Raw genomic sequence first — 17,194 nt, 5'->3', positions numbered from 1 at the left:
CTAACCAGCCGCCCGCCCGCCCCGCGTTCGTCCGCCGGAGGAGGCGACGGGGATCACCCGGCGTGCCGTGGGTACGTAAAGGGTCCTTCGGGTCTTTCCCCACGCCGCAGAGTCGTGCGAGGTTAGGGAGACCAACGGTGACAGGGTGGTGACCAATGGGCGAGGACGTCGGCGCGCGTACGTTCAGTCGGGAGGACCGGGCCCGCTACCGCGAGAAGGTCCGCCGTTGCCTCGACGTCTTCGCCGAGATGCTCCGCGAGTCGCGCTTCGACGTGGAACGACCGATGACCGGCCTGGAGATCGAGCTCAACCTGGTCGACGAGGAGTCCCAGCCGGCGATGCGCAACACCGACGTGCTCGCCGCCGTCGCCGACCCCAGCTTCCAGACCGAGCTGGGCCAGTTCAACGTGGAGATCAACGTGGCACCCCGTCGGCTGGCCGGCACCGGCACCGCCGAGTTCGAGCGGAGCGTCCGGGCCAGCCTCAACGCCGCCGAGGAGAAGGCCCGCACGGTCGGCGCGCACATGGTGATGATCGGCATCCTGCCCACCCTGCGCCCCGAGCACCTGACCGCCGAGACACTGTCGGCGAACCCGCGCTACGAATTGCTCAACGAGCAGATCTTCGCCGCCCGGGGCGAGGACCTGCGGATCTCGATCAGCGGGGTGGAGCGGCTGGCCACCACCGCGGACACGATCACCCCCGAGGCCGCCTGCACCAGCACCCAGTTCCACCTCCAGGTCAGCCCGGCCCAGTTCGCCGACTACTGGAACGCCGCCCAGGCGGTCGCCGGCATCCAGGTCGCGCTCGGCGCGAACTCGCCGCTGTTCTTCGGCCGGGAGCTGTGGCGGGAGACCCGGGTCCCGCTGTTCCAGCAGGCCACCGACACCCGCTCCGAGGAGATCAAGGCCCAGGGGGTACGCCCCCGCGTCTGGTTCGGCGAGCGCTGGATCACCAGCGTCTTCGACCTGTTCGAGGAGAACGTGCGCTACTTCCCGGCGTTGCTGCCGGTCTGCGACCCGGAGGACCCGGCCGAGACTCTGGCGGCCGGCGGCGTGCCGAAGCTCGCCGAGCTGCGGCTGCACAACGGCACCATCTACCGCTGGAACCGCCCGGTGTACGACGTGCTGAAGGGGCGACCGCACCTGCGGGTGGAGAACCGGGTGCTGCCGGCCGGGCCTACCGTGCTGGACACGGTCGCCAACGGCGCCTTCTACTTCGGGCTGGTCCGGGCCCTGGCGGAGTCGGACCGGCCGCTGTGGTCGCAGATGTCGTTCAGCGCCGCCGAGGAGAACTTCACCAACTGTGCCCGGCACGGCATCGACGCCCAGGTCTTCTGGCCGGCCCTGGGCTACCTGCCGGTGACCGAGCTGGTGCTGCGCCGGCTGCTGCCGCTGGCGTACCACGGGCTGGACCGGTGGGGGCTCGACCCGGGCGAGCGGGACCGGCTGCTGGGCATCATCGAGCAGCGCTGCCTGACCGGGCGCAACGGGGCGAGCTGGCAGGTGGAGACCCTGCACCGGCTGGAGTCCGCCGACCACCTGGACCGGCCGGAGGCGCTGCGCGAGGTGGTCCGGCACTACGTCGACCTGATGCACAGCAACCGCCCGGTCCACGAGTGGCCGATCCCCTGACCCGGCCGCTGGAAGCGGAGTGGATCAGAGCGCGACGATGGCGGCGGTCTCGGCGGGCAGCTCCGCCCGGTCCCGCATCACGGTGACCCCGGTGTTGGTGGCCAGCAGCACGTTGCGCACCACCCCGGGCAGGGTGATCCGCTGCGGCTTGCCGGCGAGGTTGGCCACCACCAGGCACTCACCGCGGCGCATCAGCAGGAACTGGTCGCCGTGGCGCACCTCCACCCGGTCCAGGCGGGGGTCGGACAGGTCGGGCCGGCTCCTGCGCAGCGCGATCAGCCGGCGGTGGAAGTCGTACATCTCGCGGTGCTCGGGCTTGTCCAGCTCGGCCCAGTCGAGCCGGGAGCGCAGGAAGGTCTGCGGGTCCTGCGGGTCGGGCACGTCCCCCGCGGGCCAGCCGTGCGCGGCGAACTCCCGCCTGCGGCCGGTCACCACCGCGGTGGCCAGCTCCGGCTCCGGGTGGCTGGTGAAGAACTGCCACGGCGTGCTGGCGGCCCACTCCTCCCCCATGAAGAGCATCGGGGTGAACGGGGCGGTCATCAGCAGCACCGCGCCGACCCGTAGCAGCGCCGGGGAGAGGCTGGCGGAGATCCGGTCGCCGGTGGCCCGGTTGCCGATCTGGTCGTGGTTCTGCAGGTACGCCACGAACCGGTGCCCCGGCGTACGCTGCCGGTCCACCGGCCGGCCGTGGCTGCGGTTGCGGAAGCTGGACCACGTGCCGGCGTGGAAGAACGCGCCGGTCAGCACGTCGGTCAGGCACTCCAGCGAGCCGAAGTCGCCGTAGTAGCCCTGCCGTTCACCGGTGAGCAGGGTGTGCAGCGCGTGGTGGGCGTCGTCGTTCCACTGGGCGTGCAGGCCGTGGCCGCCGGCCTCGCGCGGCGTGATCAGCTTCGGGTCGTTGAGGTCGGACTCGGCGATCATCGACAGTGGCCGGCCCAGGTGGGTGGAGAGCGACTCCACCTCGACCGCCACCTCCTCCAGGAGGTGGGTGGCCCGGGAGTCCGGCATGGCGTGCACGGCGTCCAGCCGCAGCCCGTCGACGTGGTAGTCGCGCAGCCACATCAGCACCGAGTCGGTGATGTAGCGGCGCACCCCGTCGGAGTGCGGGCCGTCCAGGTTGACGGTGCGGCCCCAGGTGTTGCTCTGCTCGGTGAGGTACGGCGCGAACATCGGCGCGTAGGCCCCGGAGGGCCCGAAATGGTTGTAGACGACGTCGAGGATCACCCCCAGCCCCTTGGCGTGCGCGGCGTCGACCAGGCGCTTGAGCCCGTCCGGCCCGCCGTACGGCTGGTGCGGGGCGTACCAGCAGACCCCGTCGTAGCCCCAGTTGTGCTCGCCGTTGAAGGCGTTCACCGGGAGCAGTTCGATCATGTCGACGCCGAGGTCGACCAGGTGGTCGAGGCGGCCGATCGCGGCGTCGAAGGTGCCCTCCGGGGTGAACGTGCCGATGTGCAGCTCGTAGAGGACGCTGCCGGGCAGTTGCCGGCCGGTCCAGCCCTGGTCGGTCCAGTCGAAGGCGTCGTGGTCGTAGAGCCGGCTCGGCCCGTGCACCCCCGCCGGCTGCCAGGCGGAGCGGGGGTCGGGCAGGGCCCGGTCGTCGTCGTCGAGCAGGAAGGCGTAGTCGGTGCCGGGGCCGGCGCCGGGGACCTCGACCCGCCACCAGCCGTCCGGGGCGGATCGCATCTCGTGGTCGGCGGCGCCGGGCAGGCGCAGCCGGACCCGGGCGACGTCGGGCGCCCACACCGTGAATTCGGTCATGTGGCGGCCTCCACGAGATCGGCGGGAGCCAGCAGGGCGACGGGATAGGTGCTCAGCAGATCATCCAGGAGCAGCTCAGACCCACTGTAGACCCGACCGGTGAACACGTCGGTAACAGTGTTGACGGAAATCGACAGTGTCGTGCCCCGCCAGCCACCCCGGCGGGCCAGCCGGACCGGCAGCCGGGTGGCCACCGCGATCGCGCCGCCCCGGTCGAAGGCGAGGGCGTGCGCGCCGGTCGGCCCGTGCGCCGGCACCGGCCGGTAGCCCGTGAACAGGTCCGGACGGTCCCGGCGCAGCCGCAGGGTACGGGAGACCACCAGCAGCTTGGCGGCCCCGTCGGCGGCGACCTCGGGCCGCCAGCCGCCGTCGAGGCGGGCCAGCAGCTCCCGGCGGACGGCGAAGTCGACCGGGCGACGGTTGTCCGGGTCGACCAGGCTGTTCTCCCACAGCTCGGTGCCCTGGTAGGTGTCCGGCACGCCCGGCATGGCGAGCTGGACCAGCTTCTGGCCGAGCGAGTTGGACCAGCCCGCCGGGGTGATCTCGGCGGCGAACGCGGTGATCTCGGCGTGCAGCTGCGGATCGTCGTACATCCGGTCGACCAGGGCGTGCAGCTCCCGTTCGAAGCCCAGGTCCGGGTCGGACCAGCTGGTCGAGGCGGCGGCCTCCCGGGCGGCCTTCTCCACGCACGCGTGCAGCCGGTCCCGCTCGATCGGCCAGGCGCCGACGGCGGTCTGCCAGAGCAGGTGGGCGAAGGCCGGGTCGGCCAGCGGCGCCCGGGACATCCAGGCGGTGACCTGCTCGGCCCAGCGGCCGGGCAGCTCGGCGAGCACGGCCAGCCGGGCGCGGACGTCCTCCCCGCGCTTGGTGTCGTGGGTGGAGAGGGTGGTCATCGAGGCCGGCCAGCGCACCTGCCTGGCGGCGGCGAACCGGTGGAACTCCGCCGGCGGCACACCGAAGTGGGCAGGCGACCCGCCGACCTCGTTGAGCGCGACGAACCGGCTCCACCGGTAGTAGGCGGTGTCCTCCACGCCCTTGGCCATCACCGCGCCGGTGAGCTGCGGGAAGCGGAGGGCCAGCTCGTGCTCGGAGTCGCGCAGCAGCCGGGTGACCGCGTCCAGGGTGCCGGCCAGGTCGGGCCGGCGTCGGCCGGCCTCGGAGCGCGCGGCGGCCAGGTGCCGGGCGCCCAGCGGCGGGTAGCCCCGGTAGACCGGGAAGCAGGCCGCCAGCTCGGCCAGCGCCGCCCGGGTGTACTCCCGGTCCAGCTCGGGGGCGAGGGCGGCCAGCCGGGTCAGCTCGGCGGCGAGCAGCCGGGTGGCGGCGGCCAGCTTGGTGTCGTGGGTCAGGCTCTCCCAGGAGGTGGGGTGGCCGACCAGTCGGGTGTCCAGGGCGGTGAAGTAGCCCTCGGCGTCCGGGTCGACGAAGAGCCCGCAGACCGCGGCGAGGGCGTCGTAGCCGGTGGTGCCCTCCACCGGCCAGTCCGGCAACTCCTCGCCGTACTCCAGGATCTTCTCCACCACCAACCAGACGTGCGGGGCGGCGGCGCGCAACCGGGCCAGGTACCCGGTCGGGTCGCGCAGCCCGTCCGGGTGGTCGACCCGGATGCCGTCCAGCTCGCCCGCGTCGGCCCAGCGCACGATCTCCCGGTGGGTCGCGGCGAAGACCTCCGGGTCCTCCACCCGCAGGCCGGCCAGGTCCGACACGGCGAAGAACCGGCGGTACGTCAGTTCGCCGTCCCCGCGCCGCCAGGAGATCAGCTCGTAGTGCTGCCGGTCGTGCACCTCGCGCGGCCCGCCGTCGCCGGTGCCGTCGGCGATCGGGAAGCGGTGCTCGTGGTAGCGCAGCTCGCCCTCGACGACCTTGAGGTCGTGCAGCGCGTCGGGGGTGTCGGCGAGCACCGGCAGCAGCAGCCGGCCCCGGTCCCAGTCGATGTCGAACCAGCCGGCGTACGCCGAGTCCCGGCCCCGGCGCAGCACGTCCCACCAGGCCGGGTTGGCCGCCGGCTGGGCCACCCCGGCGTGGTTGGGCACGATGTCCACGACCAGGCCGAGCCCCGCCGCGCGCAGCGCGCGGACCAGCCGCTGCCGGCCGGCCTCGCCGCCCAGTTCGGGGTTGACCGCCCGGTGGTCGACCACGTCGTAGCCGTGGGCCGAGCCGGGGGTGGCGGTGAGCAGGGGCGCGCTGTAGAGGTGGGTCGCGCCCAGGTCGGCCAGGTAGCCGGCGAGGCCGGCGGTGGCGTCCAGGTCGAAGCCGGGGCGGACCTGGACGCGGTAGGTCGACCCGACCCGCGTCGTCGGTGCCGCCGTCACGTCGGGTCGAGGGGTGTCGGGCACGTCAGACCATCCTCTCCAGGACCACCAGGGAGCGGTCCGGCACGCAGATCACGCCGCCTGCCTCGACGATCGCCGTCTTCTCCGGTTCCGGTTCCGCGGTGCTGATCACCAGCTCCCACCGCTGCCCGAACTCGGCGCCGGGCATGGTGAAGTCCAGCGCCGCGTCGTGGGCGTTGAAGCAGAGCAGGAAGGAGGTGTCCTGGTGGCGCTGGCCGTACTGGCCGCGCTCCGGGATGCCGTCGCCGTTGACGAACAGGGCCACCGAGCGGCCGAAGTCGTTGCCCCAGTCCTCGCCGGTCATCTCCCGGCCGTCCGGGGTGTACCAGGCCAGGTCGGGCAGGCCGGACCCGGCGGCCCGGCCGCCGACCGGCAGGCCGGTGAAGAACCGCCGGCGGCGGAACACCTGGTGCCCGGTACGGAAGTCGGTGAGCCGCCGGACGAAGGCCAGCAGCTCCTCGTCGGCGTGCTCCCAGTCGATCCAGGCGAGTTCGCTGTCCTGGCAGTAGGCGTTGTTGTTGCCGCGCTGGGTGCGGCCCAGCTCGTCGCCGTGGCCGATCATCGGCACGCCCTGGGAGAGCATCAGGGTGGCCAGGACGTTGCGCCGCTGCCGGGCTCGCAGCGCCCGCACGCCCGGGTCGTCGGTCTCCCCCTCGACGCCGCAGTTCCAGGACCGGTTGTGGCTCTCGCCGTCCCGGTTCTCCTCGCCGTTGGCCTCGTTGTGCTTGTCGTTGTACGAGACCAGGTCGTTGAGGGTGAACCCGTCGTGGCAGGTGACGAAGTTGATGCTGTGGAACGGCCGGCGGCCGTCGTCCTGGTAGAGGTCGGCGGAGCCGGAGATGCGCGAGGCGAACTCGGCCAGGGTGGCCGGCTCGCCGCGCCAGAAGTCCCGCACCGTGTCCCGGTACTTGCCGTTCCACTCGGTCCACAGCGGCGGGAAGTTGCCGACCTGGTAGCCGCCGGGGCCGACGTCCCACGGCTCGGCGATCAGCTTGACCTGGCTGACCACCGGGTCCTGCTGGACCACCTCGAAGAAGGTGGAGAGGCGGTCGACATCGTAGAACTCCCGGGCCAGGGTGGCGGCGAGGTCGAAGCGGAAGCCGTCGACGTGCATCTCGGTCACCCAGTAGCGCAGCGAGTCCATGATCAGCTGCAGCGAGTGCGGGCTGCGCACGTTGAGGCTGTTGCCGGTGCCGGTGTAGTCGACGAAGTAGCGCCGGTCCTCCTCGCTCAGCCGGTAGTAGCTGGCGGTGTCGACGCCCTTGAAGCTCAGCGTCGGGCCGAGGTGGTTGCCCTCCGCGGTGTGGTTGTAGACCACGTCGAGGATCACCTCGATGCCGGCGGCGTGCAGCGCCTTGACCATGCCCCGGAACTCCTGCACCTGCTGGCCGAGCCGGCCCAGCGCGGAGTAGCCGTGGTGCGGGGCGAAGAAGCCGATGGTGTTGTAACCCCAGTAGTTGCGCAACCCGAGGTCGACCAGGCGGTGGTCGTGCACGAACTCGTGCACCGGCATCAGCTCGACCGCGGTGATCCCAAGCCTCTTGAAGTGCTCGATCATCACCGGGGAGCCGATGGCCGCGTACGTGCCGCGCAGTTCCTCGGGGATGCCGGGGTGGCGCATGGTCAGCCCGCGCACGTGCGTCTCGTAGATCACCGAGTGGTGGTACGGGGTGCGCGGCGGCTTGTCGTTGCCCCAGTCGAAGTAGGGGTTGACCACCACGGACTTCGGCATGAACGGCGCGGAGTCGGTCTCCGACATCCGCTCCGGCTCGCCCATCTCGTAGTCGTAGACCGCCGGGCTCCAGGAGACCTCCCCGTCGACCGCCTTGGCGTACGGGTCGAGCAGCAGCTTGTGCGGGTTGCAGCGCACCCCGTTCGCCGGGTCGTACGGCCCGTGCACCCGGTAGCCGTACCGCTGGCCGGGCTCGATCCCGGGGATGTACGCGTGCCAGACGTACGCGTCGACCTCCCGCAGCTCGACCCGCCGCTCCGCGCCGGTGTCCCACTCGTCGAAGAGGCAGAGCTCGATCCGCTCGGCCACCTCAGAGAAGATCGCGAAGTTGGTGCCCATCCCGTCGTAGGTGGCTCCGAGGGGGTAACGGTCGCCCGGCCAGACCTGCATGTCGCTCCTTCGGCACATGATCGTGAGCGCACCGGACGGGCGGGCCGCCGGTGCGACCGCCGGTAGTTCCCCGGACCCGCTGCGGCCAATCCATCCGAACGGACGGCACCCGATATCCACCCACGTGAGGCCGCCCGGACCTTTGGGTGTCCTCCGTCACGATAGGCCTTCTCGGGATGCGCCGGGACGCGCAATACCCTTTGCTTTATGCGGACGCGCCCGCGGGTCCGCTCGGCCCTCGGCCACCCCCACCACCTTCTTTCCGCCGCCACCGTTGCCGGCGCGATCCTTCGTGCATGGACGGAGATTGATGTGACGACCCTGCGGGTCGGCGAGCAGCTCGCGACCGCCCCGGACCGGTCCTGCCGGCCCACCCCCACCTTCCAGCCCCAGATCCCGCAGCAGAGCGGCGGCTCCGGGGTGCCCCCGCAGACCCGCCGCATCCTGATGCTCTCCTGGGAGTACCCGCCGGTGCTGGTCGGCGGGCTCGGCCGGCACGTGCACGCGCTGTCGGTCGCGCTGGCCGCCGCCGGGCATGAGGTCACCGTCGTCACCCGGCACACCGAGGGCACACCGCTGGAGGAGTACGCCGACGGGGTGCGCGTCGTCCGCGCCGCCGAGGACCCGGTGGCCTTCCCGCTCGCCACGGACTCGCTGCTGGCCTGGACGATGGCGTTCAACCACACGCTCACCCGGGCCGCGCTGCGGGCCGCCCAGTCCGGCTCGTACGACGTGATCCACGCCCACGACTGGCTGGTCGCGCACACCGCGATGACGCTGCGCGAGCACCTGGACGTCCCGCTGGTGAGCACCATCCACGCCACCGAGGCGGGCCGGCACCAGGGGTGGCTGCCGGAGGAGATGAACCGCACCATCCACGGCGTCGAGCACTGGCTGGCCGGCGAGTCCGGCCGGGTGATCGTCTGCTCCGGGTACATGCGCGACGAGGTGGGCGCGCTGTTCGGGGTGCCCGCCGGCCGGGTCGACGTGGTGCCCAACGGTGTCGAGCCGCACCGCTGGAAGGTGCCGGTGGCCGCGATCGCCTCGGCCCGGGCCCGGTTCGCCGGGGACGGCCCGCTGGTCACCTTCGCCGGCCGGCTGGTCTACGAGAAGGGCGTGCAGCACCTGCTCGCCGGCCTGCCCCGGCTGCGCGAGCGGCACCCCGGGCTGCGGGCGGTGATCGTCGGCGACGGGCCGTACAGGGCGGCCCTCGAGGCCGAGGTGCACCGGCTCGGCCTCGAGGGCGCGGTGAGCATGCCCGGCTTCCTCGGTGGCACCGACCTGCCGGCCGTGATGGCCGCCTCGGACTGCTTCGCGGTGCCGAGCATCTACGAGCCGTTCGGCATGGTGGCCCTGGAGGGCGCCGCGGCCGGGGCGCCCCTGGCGGTGGCCCGCACCGGCGGCCTGGCCGAGATCGTCGAGCCGGGCGTCACCGGGATGACCTTCGCCCCGCAGGACCCGGACGGCCTCACCGAGGCGGTCGACGCCCTGCTGTCCGACCGGGAGCGGGCCCGGGTGCTCGCCCGCCGGGCCCGGGCCATGGTCCACGAGCAGTACGACTGGTCGGCGATCGCGCACCGGACCGCGGCCGCCTACACGGCCGCGATCACCGGCGACGCGGCGTTCACCGCCGAGCGGGCGGAGCTGCGGATGACCCTCGGCCGGGCCACCGCGCCGATCCCGGAGGGCAACCTGCTCGCCGCCGCCGGCCTGCGCTGAGGCGTCGTACGATCCACTCCGTTTCCCGGACATCGCGGTGTCCGGGGCGCGGCGACACCGCGACGTCGCCGACCCGGTGTCGATCATGGCGAAGGCCGCCGACCCGAGCGGGTCGGCGGCCTTCGCCGCGTGCGGACCGGGAGGTCAGCGCTCCGACGGCGGGACGTAGTTCCGCTCGGCGGCTCCGGTGTAGATCTGCCGCGGACGGCCGATCTTGGTCTCCGGGTCGTTGATCATCTCGCGCCACTGGGCGATCCAGCCCGGCAGCCGGCCCAGCGCGAAGAGCACGGTGAACATCTTGGTCGGGAAGCCCATGGCCTTGTAGATCAGGCCGGTGTAGAAGTCCACGTTCGGGTAGAGCCGGCGGGAGACGAAGAAGTCGTCGGCGAGCGCGATCTCCTCGAGCTGCATCGCGATGTCCAGCAGCGGGTCCGGCTTGGCCATCCGGCCGAGCACGTCCTGGGCGGCCTTCTTCACGATCGCGGCACGCGGGTCGTAGTTCTTGTAGACCCGGTGGCCGAAGCCCATCAGCTTCACGCCGTCCTGCTTGTCCTTGACCTTGCGGACGAAGGACTGCACGTCGCCACCGTCGGCGTGGATCTTCTGGAGCATCTCCAGCACAGCCTGGTTGGCGCCGCCGTGCAGCGGGCCGAAGAGCGCGTTCACGCCGGCCGAGACCGAGGCGAACAGGTTGGCGTTGCTGGAGCCGACCAGCCGGACCGTGGAGGTCGAGCAGTTCTGCTCGTGGTCGGCGTGCAGCACGAACAGCATGTCCAGCACGCGGGCCATCACCGGGTCGACCTCGTACTCCTCGGCCGGCACGCCGAAGGTCATCCGGAGGAAGTTCTCCACATAGCCCAGCGAGTTGTCCGGGTACAGCAGCGGCTGCCCGATGGACTTCTTGTAGGCGTACGAGGCGATGGTGGGGACCTTCGCCATCAGCCGGACCGTCGACATCTCCACGTGCTGGGAGTCGAACGGGTCCAGGCTGTCCTGGTAGAAGGTGGAGATCGCGCTGACCGCCGAGGAGAGCACGGCCATCGGGTGCGCGTCGCGCGGGAAGCCGTCGAAGAACCGGCGCATCTCCTCGTGCAGGAGCGAGTGCCGCCGGATCCGCTCGCTGAACTCCGTCAGCTGCTGCTGGGTCGGCAGCTCACCGTAGATCAGCAGGTAGGAGACCTCCAGGAAGGAGGACTTCTCGGCCAGCTGCTCGATCGGGTAGCCGCGGTACCGCAGGATGCCCGCGTCACCGTCGATGTAGGTGATCGCGGACGAACAGGACGCGGTGTTGACGAAACCGGGGTCGTACGTGGTCATCCCGGTTTCCCTCAGCAGCTTGCTCACCCCGATGCCCGCGGGGCCCTCGACCGCGTCGTGCACCGGCATCGAAAGCTGCCCACCGGGGTGATCCAGCTTGACTTCCGTCATGGTTCCTCGCTTCGCCGGCGAATCTTCGTTGAATTGCCTTCGCTTTTACCGTAATCGCGGTCCACGGGACACCGCCCGCCGTGGTTCGGCGGTGAGGTATGCGTCACCCGATTCCCGACCCGACGGATCGGAAACCCTGGTGGGCGAGGGCGGCGCGCGACGAAGACGGACGTCGGGGACGAAAGCTCAGGAGAGCGTCAGGTGGCGCAGCGCATCACCGGCGCCGACCCGGTAGAGGTCCAGCCGGTTCGCGCCGGCCCGGAACAGGTGGTCGTCGGGGAGGAGGGCGGCGAAGCGGCGGCCCCCCTTGTCCGCCGGGACCACCGGCACGACCGCGCCGACCCGGCCGTTGACCGCCACCGCCAGCAGCGTACCGTCGGGCACTTCTCGAGGCACCGTGCCCCAGACCAGCGCGGGCAGCTCGCCGGCGGCCGGGTCGACCCGCCGGAACGCGGCCAGGTTCGCCACGGTGGCCGCGCCACCGGCCGGTTCCTCCCCGACCGCGGCGCCGACCAGCGGGTGCGGCGCGGGGACGGCCGGGCGGGCCGGCACCCCGCCGGGGAAGGTGACCCGCTCCCCCGGCCGGTCGTAGAACCACTTCTCGGTCCGGTCCCGCGGCCCCTGCCGGGCGGAGCGCCCGTCCATCGGCCACGGGACCTTCACGTGCACCGCGTCGGCGATGGTCGGCAGCAGGTCGACGTGCTCCCAGTTGCGGTCGTCGGTGCGGCCGGCCCGCTGGCCGGGGTCCTTGACGAACATCGGCACCCAGGCGACCTGGCCGGCGGCGTGGTCGATCGCGTCCATCCCCCGCCCCTGCCAGTCCCGGGTGAAGCTGACCCCGTGGTCGGCGGTGACCAGGACCAGGGCCTTGTCGTACAGGCCGGTGGCGCGCAGGGTACGCAGCGTCTCGCCGATCAATCGGTCGGTGTACTCCAGCTGCGCCAGGTGCCGGACCCGGGCCAGGTCGACCCAGCCGGCCCCGTCGCTGGGCAGGTCCTCCGGGGCGTCGTAGCGCGCCCCCGACGGCAGGTACGCCCACGGCGGGTGCGGCATCAGCAGGTGCAGGAAGTGCAGCGTCGGCCGGTTCGACGGGCGCAGGCCGGCCAGAAAGCTGGTGAACCGGGCCGGCTGGTTGTCGTCCAGGCTGTCCCAGCGGAACTTCGGGTCGGCCGGGACCGGTTCGGCGGCGTCCAGCCCCGCCTCGGCGCGGGTTCGCTCCCGGTACGACTCCTCCGGGTCGACCCGGCTGTCCACCGGCGCGGCGACCTGCGCGAGAAGCTTGCCGGTCTCCCGGACCAGCGCCCCGAGCCCCTGTTGGGGGACCGGCTGATCGCAGCGGCTGGGCGGGCAGAGCCGGGTGATGCTCTCCTCGGCCCGGACGTCGTAGAGGCCGCCGAGGGCGGTGAAGAGGTTGTCCGGGTACTGCGAGTAGTGCGGGGCGAGCGGCAGGGCCGGGTACCGGCCGGTGAGCATCGCCGGCAGCGCGTACGGCGTCCAGCCGCTGACCCCGGTGGCGTTGCGGTACCAGGTCGATTGGGCGGCCAGCTCGGCGAAGTGCGGATACCGGGTGGCGTCGATCCGGCCGTCGGCGCCGAGCAGCGAGACCAGCGGCAGCTCGTCGAGGACGATCATGACCACCGGCGGGTGCTCCCCCGGCCCGGCCACCCCGGCCGCGCCGCCGTGTGCCCGGGGCAGCACCACCGCCGAGGCGGGCGAGGCGAACAGGAACAGTGCGACGAAGACCGGCGGCCCGAGCGCGGCGACCCGCAGCACCCGGCCGATGACCGACCACCGCCGGTGCGCGGCCGCCCCGGCCGCGCCGGCCACGGCGGCGGCCAGCAGCAGCGGTACGCCCCGCAGCGGCGCGGCGTGCCGGCCGACCTGCACGGCGAGGGCGGCCAGCAGCAGCCCGACGAGCAGGCGGTGCGTCACCCTCCGGGCGCGCGGCCCGGCCAGCCGGCCGGCCAGCCCCACCAGGGCGACGGCCAGCGTCGGCAGCAGCGCGATCATCGCGACCAGCAGCAGGATGTCCCCGGTCGTGGCGCGGTGGAACAGGAAGAAGTCGGGGCTGCGCCCGAGCACGTCGAGCAGCGGCTGGGTGACCACCAGCCCGACCAGGGCGGCCACCTCCAGCAGCCGGCGCAGCTCGGCCCGGCGGGCAGACGGCACGGCCTCGCCGGTCGGTGACGGGGTGGGCGCGGACGGCGGTCGCAGGCCGGGCGGAACGGTGACGACCCGGTCAGCCACCCACCACCGCCTGGTAGAGCGTGCGGGTGCCGGACGGCAGGTCCCGGCGCCGCTCCACCCGGCAGCGCGCCGCCAGCAACCGCTCGAACTCCACGCGCCGGTAGTCGGGGAAGAGCCCGTCCGGCTTGTTGGCCAGCAGCCGGCGGGCCATCGCGTCCTCGGGGTGGACGAACTCCACCACCAGCCGGCCGCCGGGCCGGACGTACGCGACCAGCTGGTCGACCACCTCGGGCAGCGGCACGTTGCGCCCGATGGCCAGGTGGTGCACCACGGCGAGGGCGAGCACCACGTCGGCCCGGGCCCGGGTGGCGAAGGCGGCCCGCTCGACGCCCCGCCAGCCGCCGCCCGGCGAGGGGTCGGCGAGGTCCATCACCAGCGGCAGGATCCGCCGGTCGCCCTCGACGCGCAGCGCCCGGTAGAGGGCGTCAACCACCGCCGGATCCTGCTCGACGGCGACCACCTGCGCGGCGTGCCGGGCGGCGATCCGGGCGTACCGGCCGTCGTTGGCGCCGAGGTCCAACACCAGACGGGGCGCGCCGGCCGCGGCCACCGCCTCGTCGACGAAGAGTTCCTTGTCGGCCCGGTCCTGCGCCGTGTAGCCGCAGGTGCGCTGGTAGTCGGCCCAGTGGCTGCCGTCCGCGCGCCGGTCGAGCCGGCGGACCAGCTTCGCCAGGCCTCGGACGGTGGCCAGCGCCAGCTCCCGGGAGTAGCCGGCCGCGCGCAGCTGCGCCCTGACGTCGCTGGTGCTGGTCCGGGCGTTGCGGGCCTGCATGGCGCCGTGCAGGTGGACGTGGGTCGGCACCCCGGGCAGCAGCCGCCGGGCGCCGCCGAAGAGCCGGCGCATCTGCTCCGGCTCGATGCCGTCGACCTGGGCCCGCAGCCAGGGCTGGAAGTCCAGGCCGAGGTGGGCCTGGAGCATCAGCGGGTAGAGCAGGGTCTGGCAGAACTGGCGGTAGCCGGCCCACGGCTCGCCCTCGCGGATCGGCTCGAACGAGCCGATGTCGATGAAGACCGGGGCGCTACCGCGCCACTGCAGGTTGTACGCCGACCCGTCCTTGGTGGTGAAGCCGGCGGACAGCGCCCGGCGCAGGATCTCCAGGTGCAGCAGCGCGGCGTCGCGCAGCATGGCGAACGACCACTCGTACGGGTGCGAGACGAACGGGATGCGCTCGTGCCGCAGCACGGTCGTCCAGCCGGTGTCGGGCAGCGTGGCCGGGTCGACCAGCTCGGTGCCGCACACCTTCCCCTCGGCCAGCAGCGCGGTGAAGAAGTCGGCGGCGTGCAGCGCCCGCCAGTCGGCGGCGGCCTGCGGGCCCAGCCCGCGCAGCACCTCGTCGCCGGCGTGGAAGACCCGGTTCGCCGGGTCGCGGAAGGAACCGGGCTCGACCCGGATACGGGTGTCGGAGGTGGCCATCGGGGGGTGCCGGCCGGTCAGGAGTCGGCGGACTGTCGCTGCTGCCGACCGCCCGGGGCGGCGCCCATCGGGTCGGTCGGCTGCCGGCGGAACCGGGAGACCAGTCGACGCCAGTAGAGCTTGACGGCGACCGCCGCGCCCGCCACTCCGCCGACCACCACCTGCACGATCAGGCTGCCGGACCCCGCGTCCAGGTAGGCCAGGTGCATCACCGGCCGCTCCCTTCCCTCGCCGTCTGGACCCGACGTCACGACTACGCCTTATGCGGCATATAGCCCGTAAAGCCGGATTGCTCCCTTGACACGGTACGCCGCCGCGCCGCTCCGCGAGGGACACACGGATCACTCGGCCCGTCCGTTCCGTTCAAGACCGCCCCGGCGTACGCGCCCTACCGTGGCCGCATGGCACTTCGCTTCGACCTCATCGGCATGGCGGTGGCCGACATGGCCCGCAGTCTCGACTTCTACCGGCGGCTCGGACTGGACATCCCAGGCGGCGCCGAATCCGAGGACCACGTGGAGGTGACCCTGCCCGGCGGCGTCCGGCTCGCCTGGGACAAGGTCAGCATGGTCCGCACCTTCCACCCCAGCTGGACGCCGCCCACCGGAAGCCCCCGCACCAACCTCGCCTTCCGCTGCGCCGACCCGGCCGAGGTGGACCGGTACTGGGCGGAGTTGACCGGCGCCGGCTTCCACGGCGAGCTCGCGCCGTGGGACGCCTTCTGGGGCCAGCGGTACGCCGTGCTGCACGACCCGGACGGAAACGGCGTGGACCTCTACGCCCCGCTCGGCGGGAACTGACCGGCGGCCGGGCGCCCGCTCCAGCCCGACAGCAGGCCGGTCGGTGGCACGCCGGCCAGCTCGCGTACGTCCCGGGTGAGGTGCGCCTGGTCGGCGTAGCCGGCGCGGACGGCCACCTCGGCCAGCGGGACGCCGGTGCCGGCGAGCGCCACGGCCCGGCGCATCCGCAGGATGCGGGCGAGGGTCTTCGGGCCGTACCCGAAGAGGGCCTGGCTGCGTCGGTGCAGGGCGCGCGGGCCGAGGCCGACCTCGGCGGCGGTCGCGGTCACGGTGGCCCCGGCCGCGAGCAGCGCGGCGACCCGCGCGCCGAGCGGGTCCGGGCCACCGGCGGCGGCCAGCCGGGCAGCGGCGACCGCCGTCAGGCCGGCGCCGGTCGGCCGGTCGCCCAGCCGCTCGGCGACCTCGGTCGCCGCCCGACCCCAGAGCGCGTCGAGCGGCACCCGGCGGTCCCGCAGCTCGTCGGCGGGGACACCGAGGACCGCGGGCCCGACCCCCGGCGGCAACCGCAGCCCCAGCCACCGCTCGCCGCGCGCGGAGCCGGTCAGGTACGCGGTGCGGTCGGGGCCGGCGACCAGCAGCCCGGACCGGCTGGACCAGAGCAGGTCCAGGCAGCCGTCGGGCAGCACCCGGACGGGCGCGCCGCCGCTGAGGCTGGTCCAGAGCACGGCGCCGCGCAGGGCGGCGGGACGTTCCCGGTACACGCCACCCAGCCTGCCACGCCGGGCTAGTGCGGTGTCCCGGGCGGGGGCCCGCCCCACCACCCGGTAGGGAGTCGCTCGCCCCCACGGCGAGGATCCACCACACCCAACCGGAAACCCGGTGAACGTCAGTGGACACCGCACTAGCCTGCGACTGTGCGATGGACGGTGCTGGACGCGGCGCTGGACTCCTCCGGCCGGGGCCGGGGTGAGGAACGCGCGCCGCGCGCGTTACGGGCGGCGGGCCTGCGGGAGCGGCTCGAGGCGGCGGACGGCGGGGCGCTCGACGCCCGGATCGACGACCCGGAGCGCGACCCGGCCACCGGGCTCATCGGCGCCGAGCAGGTCCGGCGGGCCTGCCGGGCGATCGCCGCGGGGGTGGCCGCGGTCCGGGCGGACGGCCACCGTCCCCTGGTCGTCGGCGGGGACTGCACCCTCCTGGTCGGCGTCTTCCTCGCCCTGCCCGCCGGCACCGGGCTGTGGTTCCTCGACGGCCACCCCGACTTTTGCGACGGCCGGACCTCGCCCACGGGTGAGGGGGCGGACATGGACCTGTCCATCCTCACCGGCCACGGCCCCGACCTGTTCGACCGACCGCTGGTGGCGCCGGAGCGGGTCCGGCTGGTCGGCCACCGGCCGCCCCGGGACGACGAGGGCCGCCGGGAGGCCGCCCGGGTCGATCCGCGGATCCCCCAGTTCCCCGCGCCCACCGTCCGCCAGCGGGGCGCGGCGCGGGTGGGCCGCGAGCTGGCGGCCGACGGCACCGAGTCGAGCTGGTTGCACCTGGACCTGGACGTGCTCGACCCGACGGCGCTGCCGGCGGTGTCCTACCCGGAGCCCGGTGGTCTCGACTGGGACGACCTGCTCGCGCTGGTCACCCCGCTGGCCCGGTCCGAGCGGCTGCTCGGGATGAGCGTCGCCGACCTCAACGCCGACGAGGACCCCGACGGGCGGCACGCACGACGCGTCGTCGAGGTCCTCTCGACCGCCCTCAGTCGCTGACCACCGCCCTGCCCAGCCGGCACGCAGCCAGCCGGCCGGTCC

Annotated in this window: 12 protein-coding genes; 4 read left to right on the top strand and 8 right to left on the bottom strand. The window is 73.4% G+C overall.

The features are described 5' to 3' along the window. Positions 1–155 precede the first annotated feature (155 nt). Positions 156–1,634, top strand: a complete 1,479-nt coding sequence (locus ACLQ2U_RS15960; protein ID WP_425751431.1) for a glutamate--cysteine ligase — start codon at positions 156–158, stop codon at positions 1,632–1,634. 24 nt (positions 1,635–1,658) lie between these two features. On the opposite strand, the gene treZ is transcribed toward ACLQ2U_RS15960, so the two are convergent. From treZ to glgX, 3 genes are read right to left on the bottom strand one after another with little or no spacing between them, the layout of a single operon-like run. Continuing rightward, positions 1,659–3,392 (bottom strand): malto-oligosyltrehalose trehalohydrolase, encoded by a 1,734-nt coding sequence (gene treZ / locus ACLQ2U_RS15955; protein ID WP_425751430.1) that lies wholly within the window; start codon positions 3,390–3,392, stop codon positions 1,659–1,661. Beyond that, positions 3,389–5,725, bottom strand: a complete 2,337-nt coding sequence (gene treY, locus ACLQ2U_RS15950; RefSeq protein WP_425751429.1) for a malto-oligosyltrehalose synthase — start codon at positions 5,723–5,725, stop codon at positions 3,389–3,391. Before treY ends, treZ begins: the two co-directional genes overlap by 4 nt. 1 nt (position 5,726) lies before the next feature. Continuing rightward, positions 5,727–7,844: a glycogen debranching protein GlgX gene (gene glgX / locus ACLQ2U_RS15945; protein WP_425751428.1), complete on the bottom strand. Its 2,118-nt coding sequence runs from the start codon at positions 7,842–7,844 to the stop codon at positions 5,727–5,729. Between the two features lie 312 nt (positions 7,845–8,156). Here glgX and ACLQ2U_RS15940 point away from each other — a divergent pair, with 312 nt between their 5' ends. After that, positions 8,157–9,563 carry a glycosyltransferase family 4 protein gene (locus ACLQ2U_RS15940; RefSeq protein WP_425751427.1) on the top strand — a complete coding sequence of 469 codons (1,407 nt, stop codon included), beginning with the start codon at positions 8,157–8,159 and terminating at the stop codon, positions 9,561–9,563. Positions 9,564–9,707: 144 nt separating this feature from the next. On the opposite strand, the gene ACLQ2U_RS15935 is transcribed toward ACLQ2U_RS15940, so the two are convergent. The 4 genes from ACLQ2U_RS15935 to ACLQ2U_RS15920 all read right to left on the bottom strand — a co-directional run bounded on the left by ACLQ2U_RS15935 (position 9,708) and on the right by ACLQ2U_RS15920 (position 14,903). Continuing rightward, positions 9,708–10,991, bottom strand: a complete 1,284-nt coding sequence (locus tag ACLQ2U_RS15935; RefSeq protein WP_425751426.1) for a citrate synthase — start codon at positions 10,989–10,991, stop codon at positions 9,708–9,710. Positions 10,992–11,177: 186 nt separating this feature from the next. Further along, entirely contained in the window at positions 11,178–13,205 is a 2,028-nt protein-coding gene (locus ACLQ2U_RS15930; RefSeq protein ID WP_425751644.1) for a sulfatase-like hydrolase/transferase, read from the bottom strand. A 25-nt stretch (positions 13,206–13,230) separates the two neighbouring features. Continuing rightward, positions 13,231–14,652: a class I SAM-dependent methyltransferase gene (locus ACLQ2U_RS15925; RefSeq protein WP_425751425.1), complete on the bottom strand. Its 1,422-nt coding sequence runs from the start codon at positions 14,650–14,652 to the stop codon at positions 13,231–13,233. A gap of 17 nt (positions 14,653–14,669) precedes the next feature. Further along, complete coding sequence (locus ACLQ2U_RS15920; RefSeq protein WP_425751660.1) at positions 14,670–14,903, bottom strand: hypothetical protein; 234 nt, start codon at positions 14,901–14,903, stop codon at positions 14,670–14,672. A 150-nt stretch (positions 14,904–15,053) separates the two neighbouring features. On the opposite strand from ACLQ2U_RS15920, the gene ACLQ2U_RS15915 reads away from it, so the two are divergent. Beyond that, positions 15,054–15,452 (top strand): VOC family protein, encoded by a 399-nt coding sequence (locus tag ACLQ2U_RS15915; RefSeq protein ID WP_425751424.1) that lies wholly within the window; start codon positions 15,054–15,056, stop codon positions 15,450–15,452. Here ACLQ2U_RS15915 and ACLQ2U_RS15910 read toward each other — a convergent pair. Continuing rightward, positions 15,428–16,153, bottom strand: coding sequence for a helix-turn-helix domain-containing protein (locus ACLQ2U_RS15910; RefSeq protein WP_425751423.1), 726 nt, complete (start codon positions 16,151–16,153; stop codon positions 15,428–15,430). The genes ACLQ2U_RS15915 and ACLQ2U_RS15910 overlap by 25 nt on opposite strands. A gap of 153 nt (positions 16,154–16,306) precedes the next feature. On the opposite strand from ACLQ2U_RS15910, the gene ACLQ2U_RS15905 reads away from it, so the two are divergent. Next, positions 16,307–17,152, top strand: a complete 846-nt coding sequence (locus tag ACLQ2U_RS15905; protein ID WP_425751422.1) for an arginase family protein — start codon at positions 16,307–16,309, stop codon at positions 17,150–17,152. Positions 17,153–17,194 lie beyond the last annotated feature (42 nt).

This window comes from Micromonospora sp. DT47, assembly GCF_049844475.1.
GTDB lineage: Bacteria > Actinomycetota > Actinomycetes > Mycobacteriales > Micromonosporaceae > Micromonospora.
The sequence above is the reverse complement of the archived record's forward strand: the minus strand, read 5'-3'. Positions and strand labels throughout refer to the sequence as shown.

What these genes read in the sequence shown, in the direction of transcription:
- ACLQ2U_RS15960 (WP_425751431.1), top strand. Translation starts at nt 156, where the DNA reads ATGGGCGAGGACGTCGGCGCGCGTACGTTCAGTCGGGAGGACCGGGCC.
- treZ (WP_425751430.1), bottom strand. Translation starts at nt 3,392, where the DNA reads ATGACCGAATTCACGGTGTGGGCGCCCGACGTCGCCCGGGTCCGGCTG.
- glgX (WP_425751428.1), bottom strand. Translation starts at nt 7,844, where the DNA reads ATGCAGGTCTGGCCGGGCGACCGTTACCCCCTCGGAGCCACCTACGAC.
- ACLQ2U_RS15935 (WP_425751426.1), bottom strand. Translation starts at nt 10,991, where the DNA reads ATGACGGAAGTCAAGCTGGATCACCCCGGTGGGCAGCTTTCGATGCCG.
- ACLQ2U_RS15925 (WP_425751425.1), bottom strand. Translation starts at nt 14,652, where the DNA reads ATGGCCACCTCCGACACCCGTATCCGGGTCGAGCCCGGTTCCTTCCGC.
- ACLQ2U_RS15915 (WP_425751424.1), top strand. Translation starts at nt 15,054, where the DNA reads ATGGCACTTCGCTTCGACCTCATCGGCATGGCGGTGGCCGACATGGCC.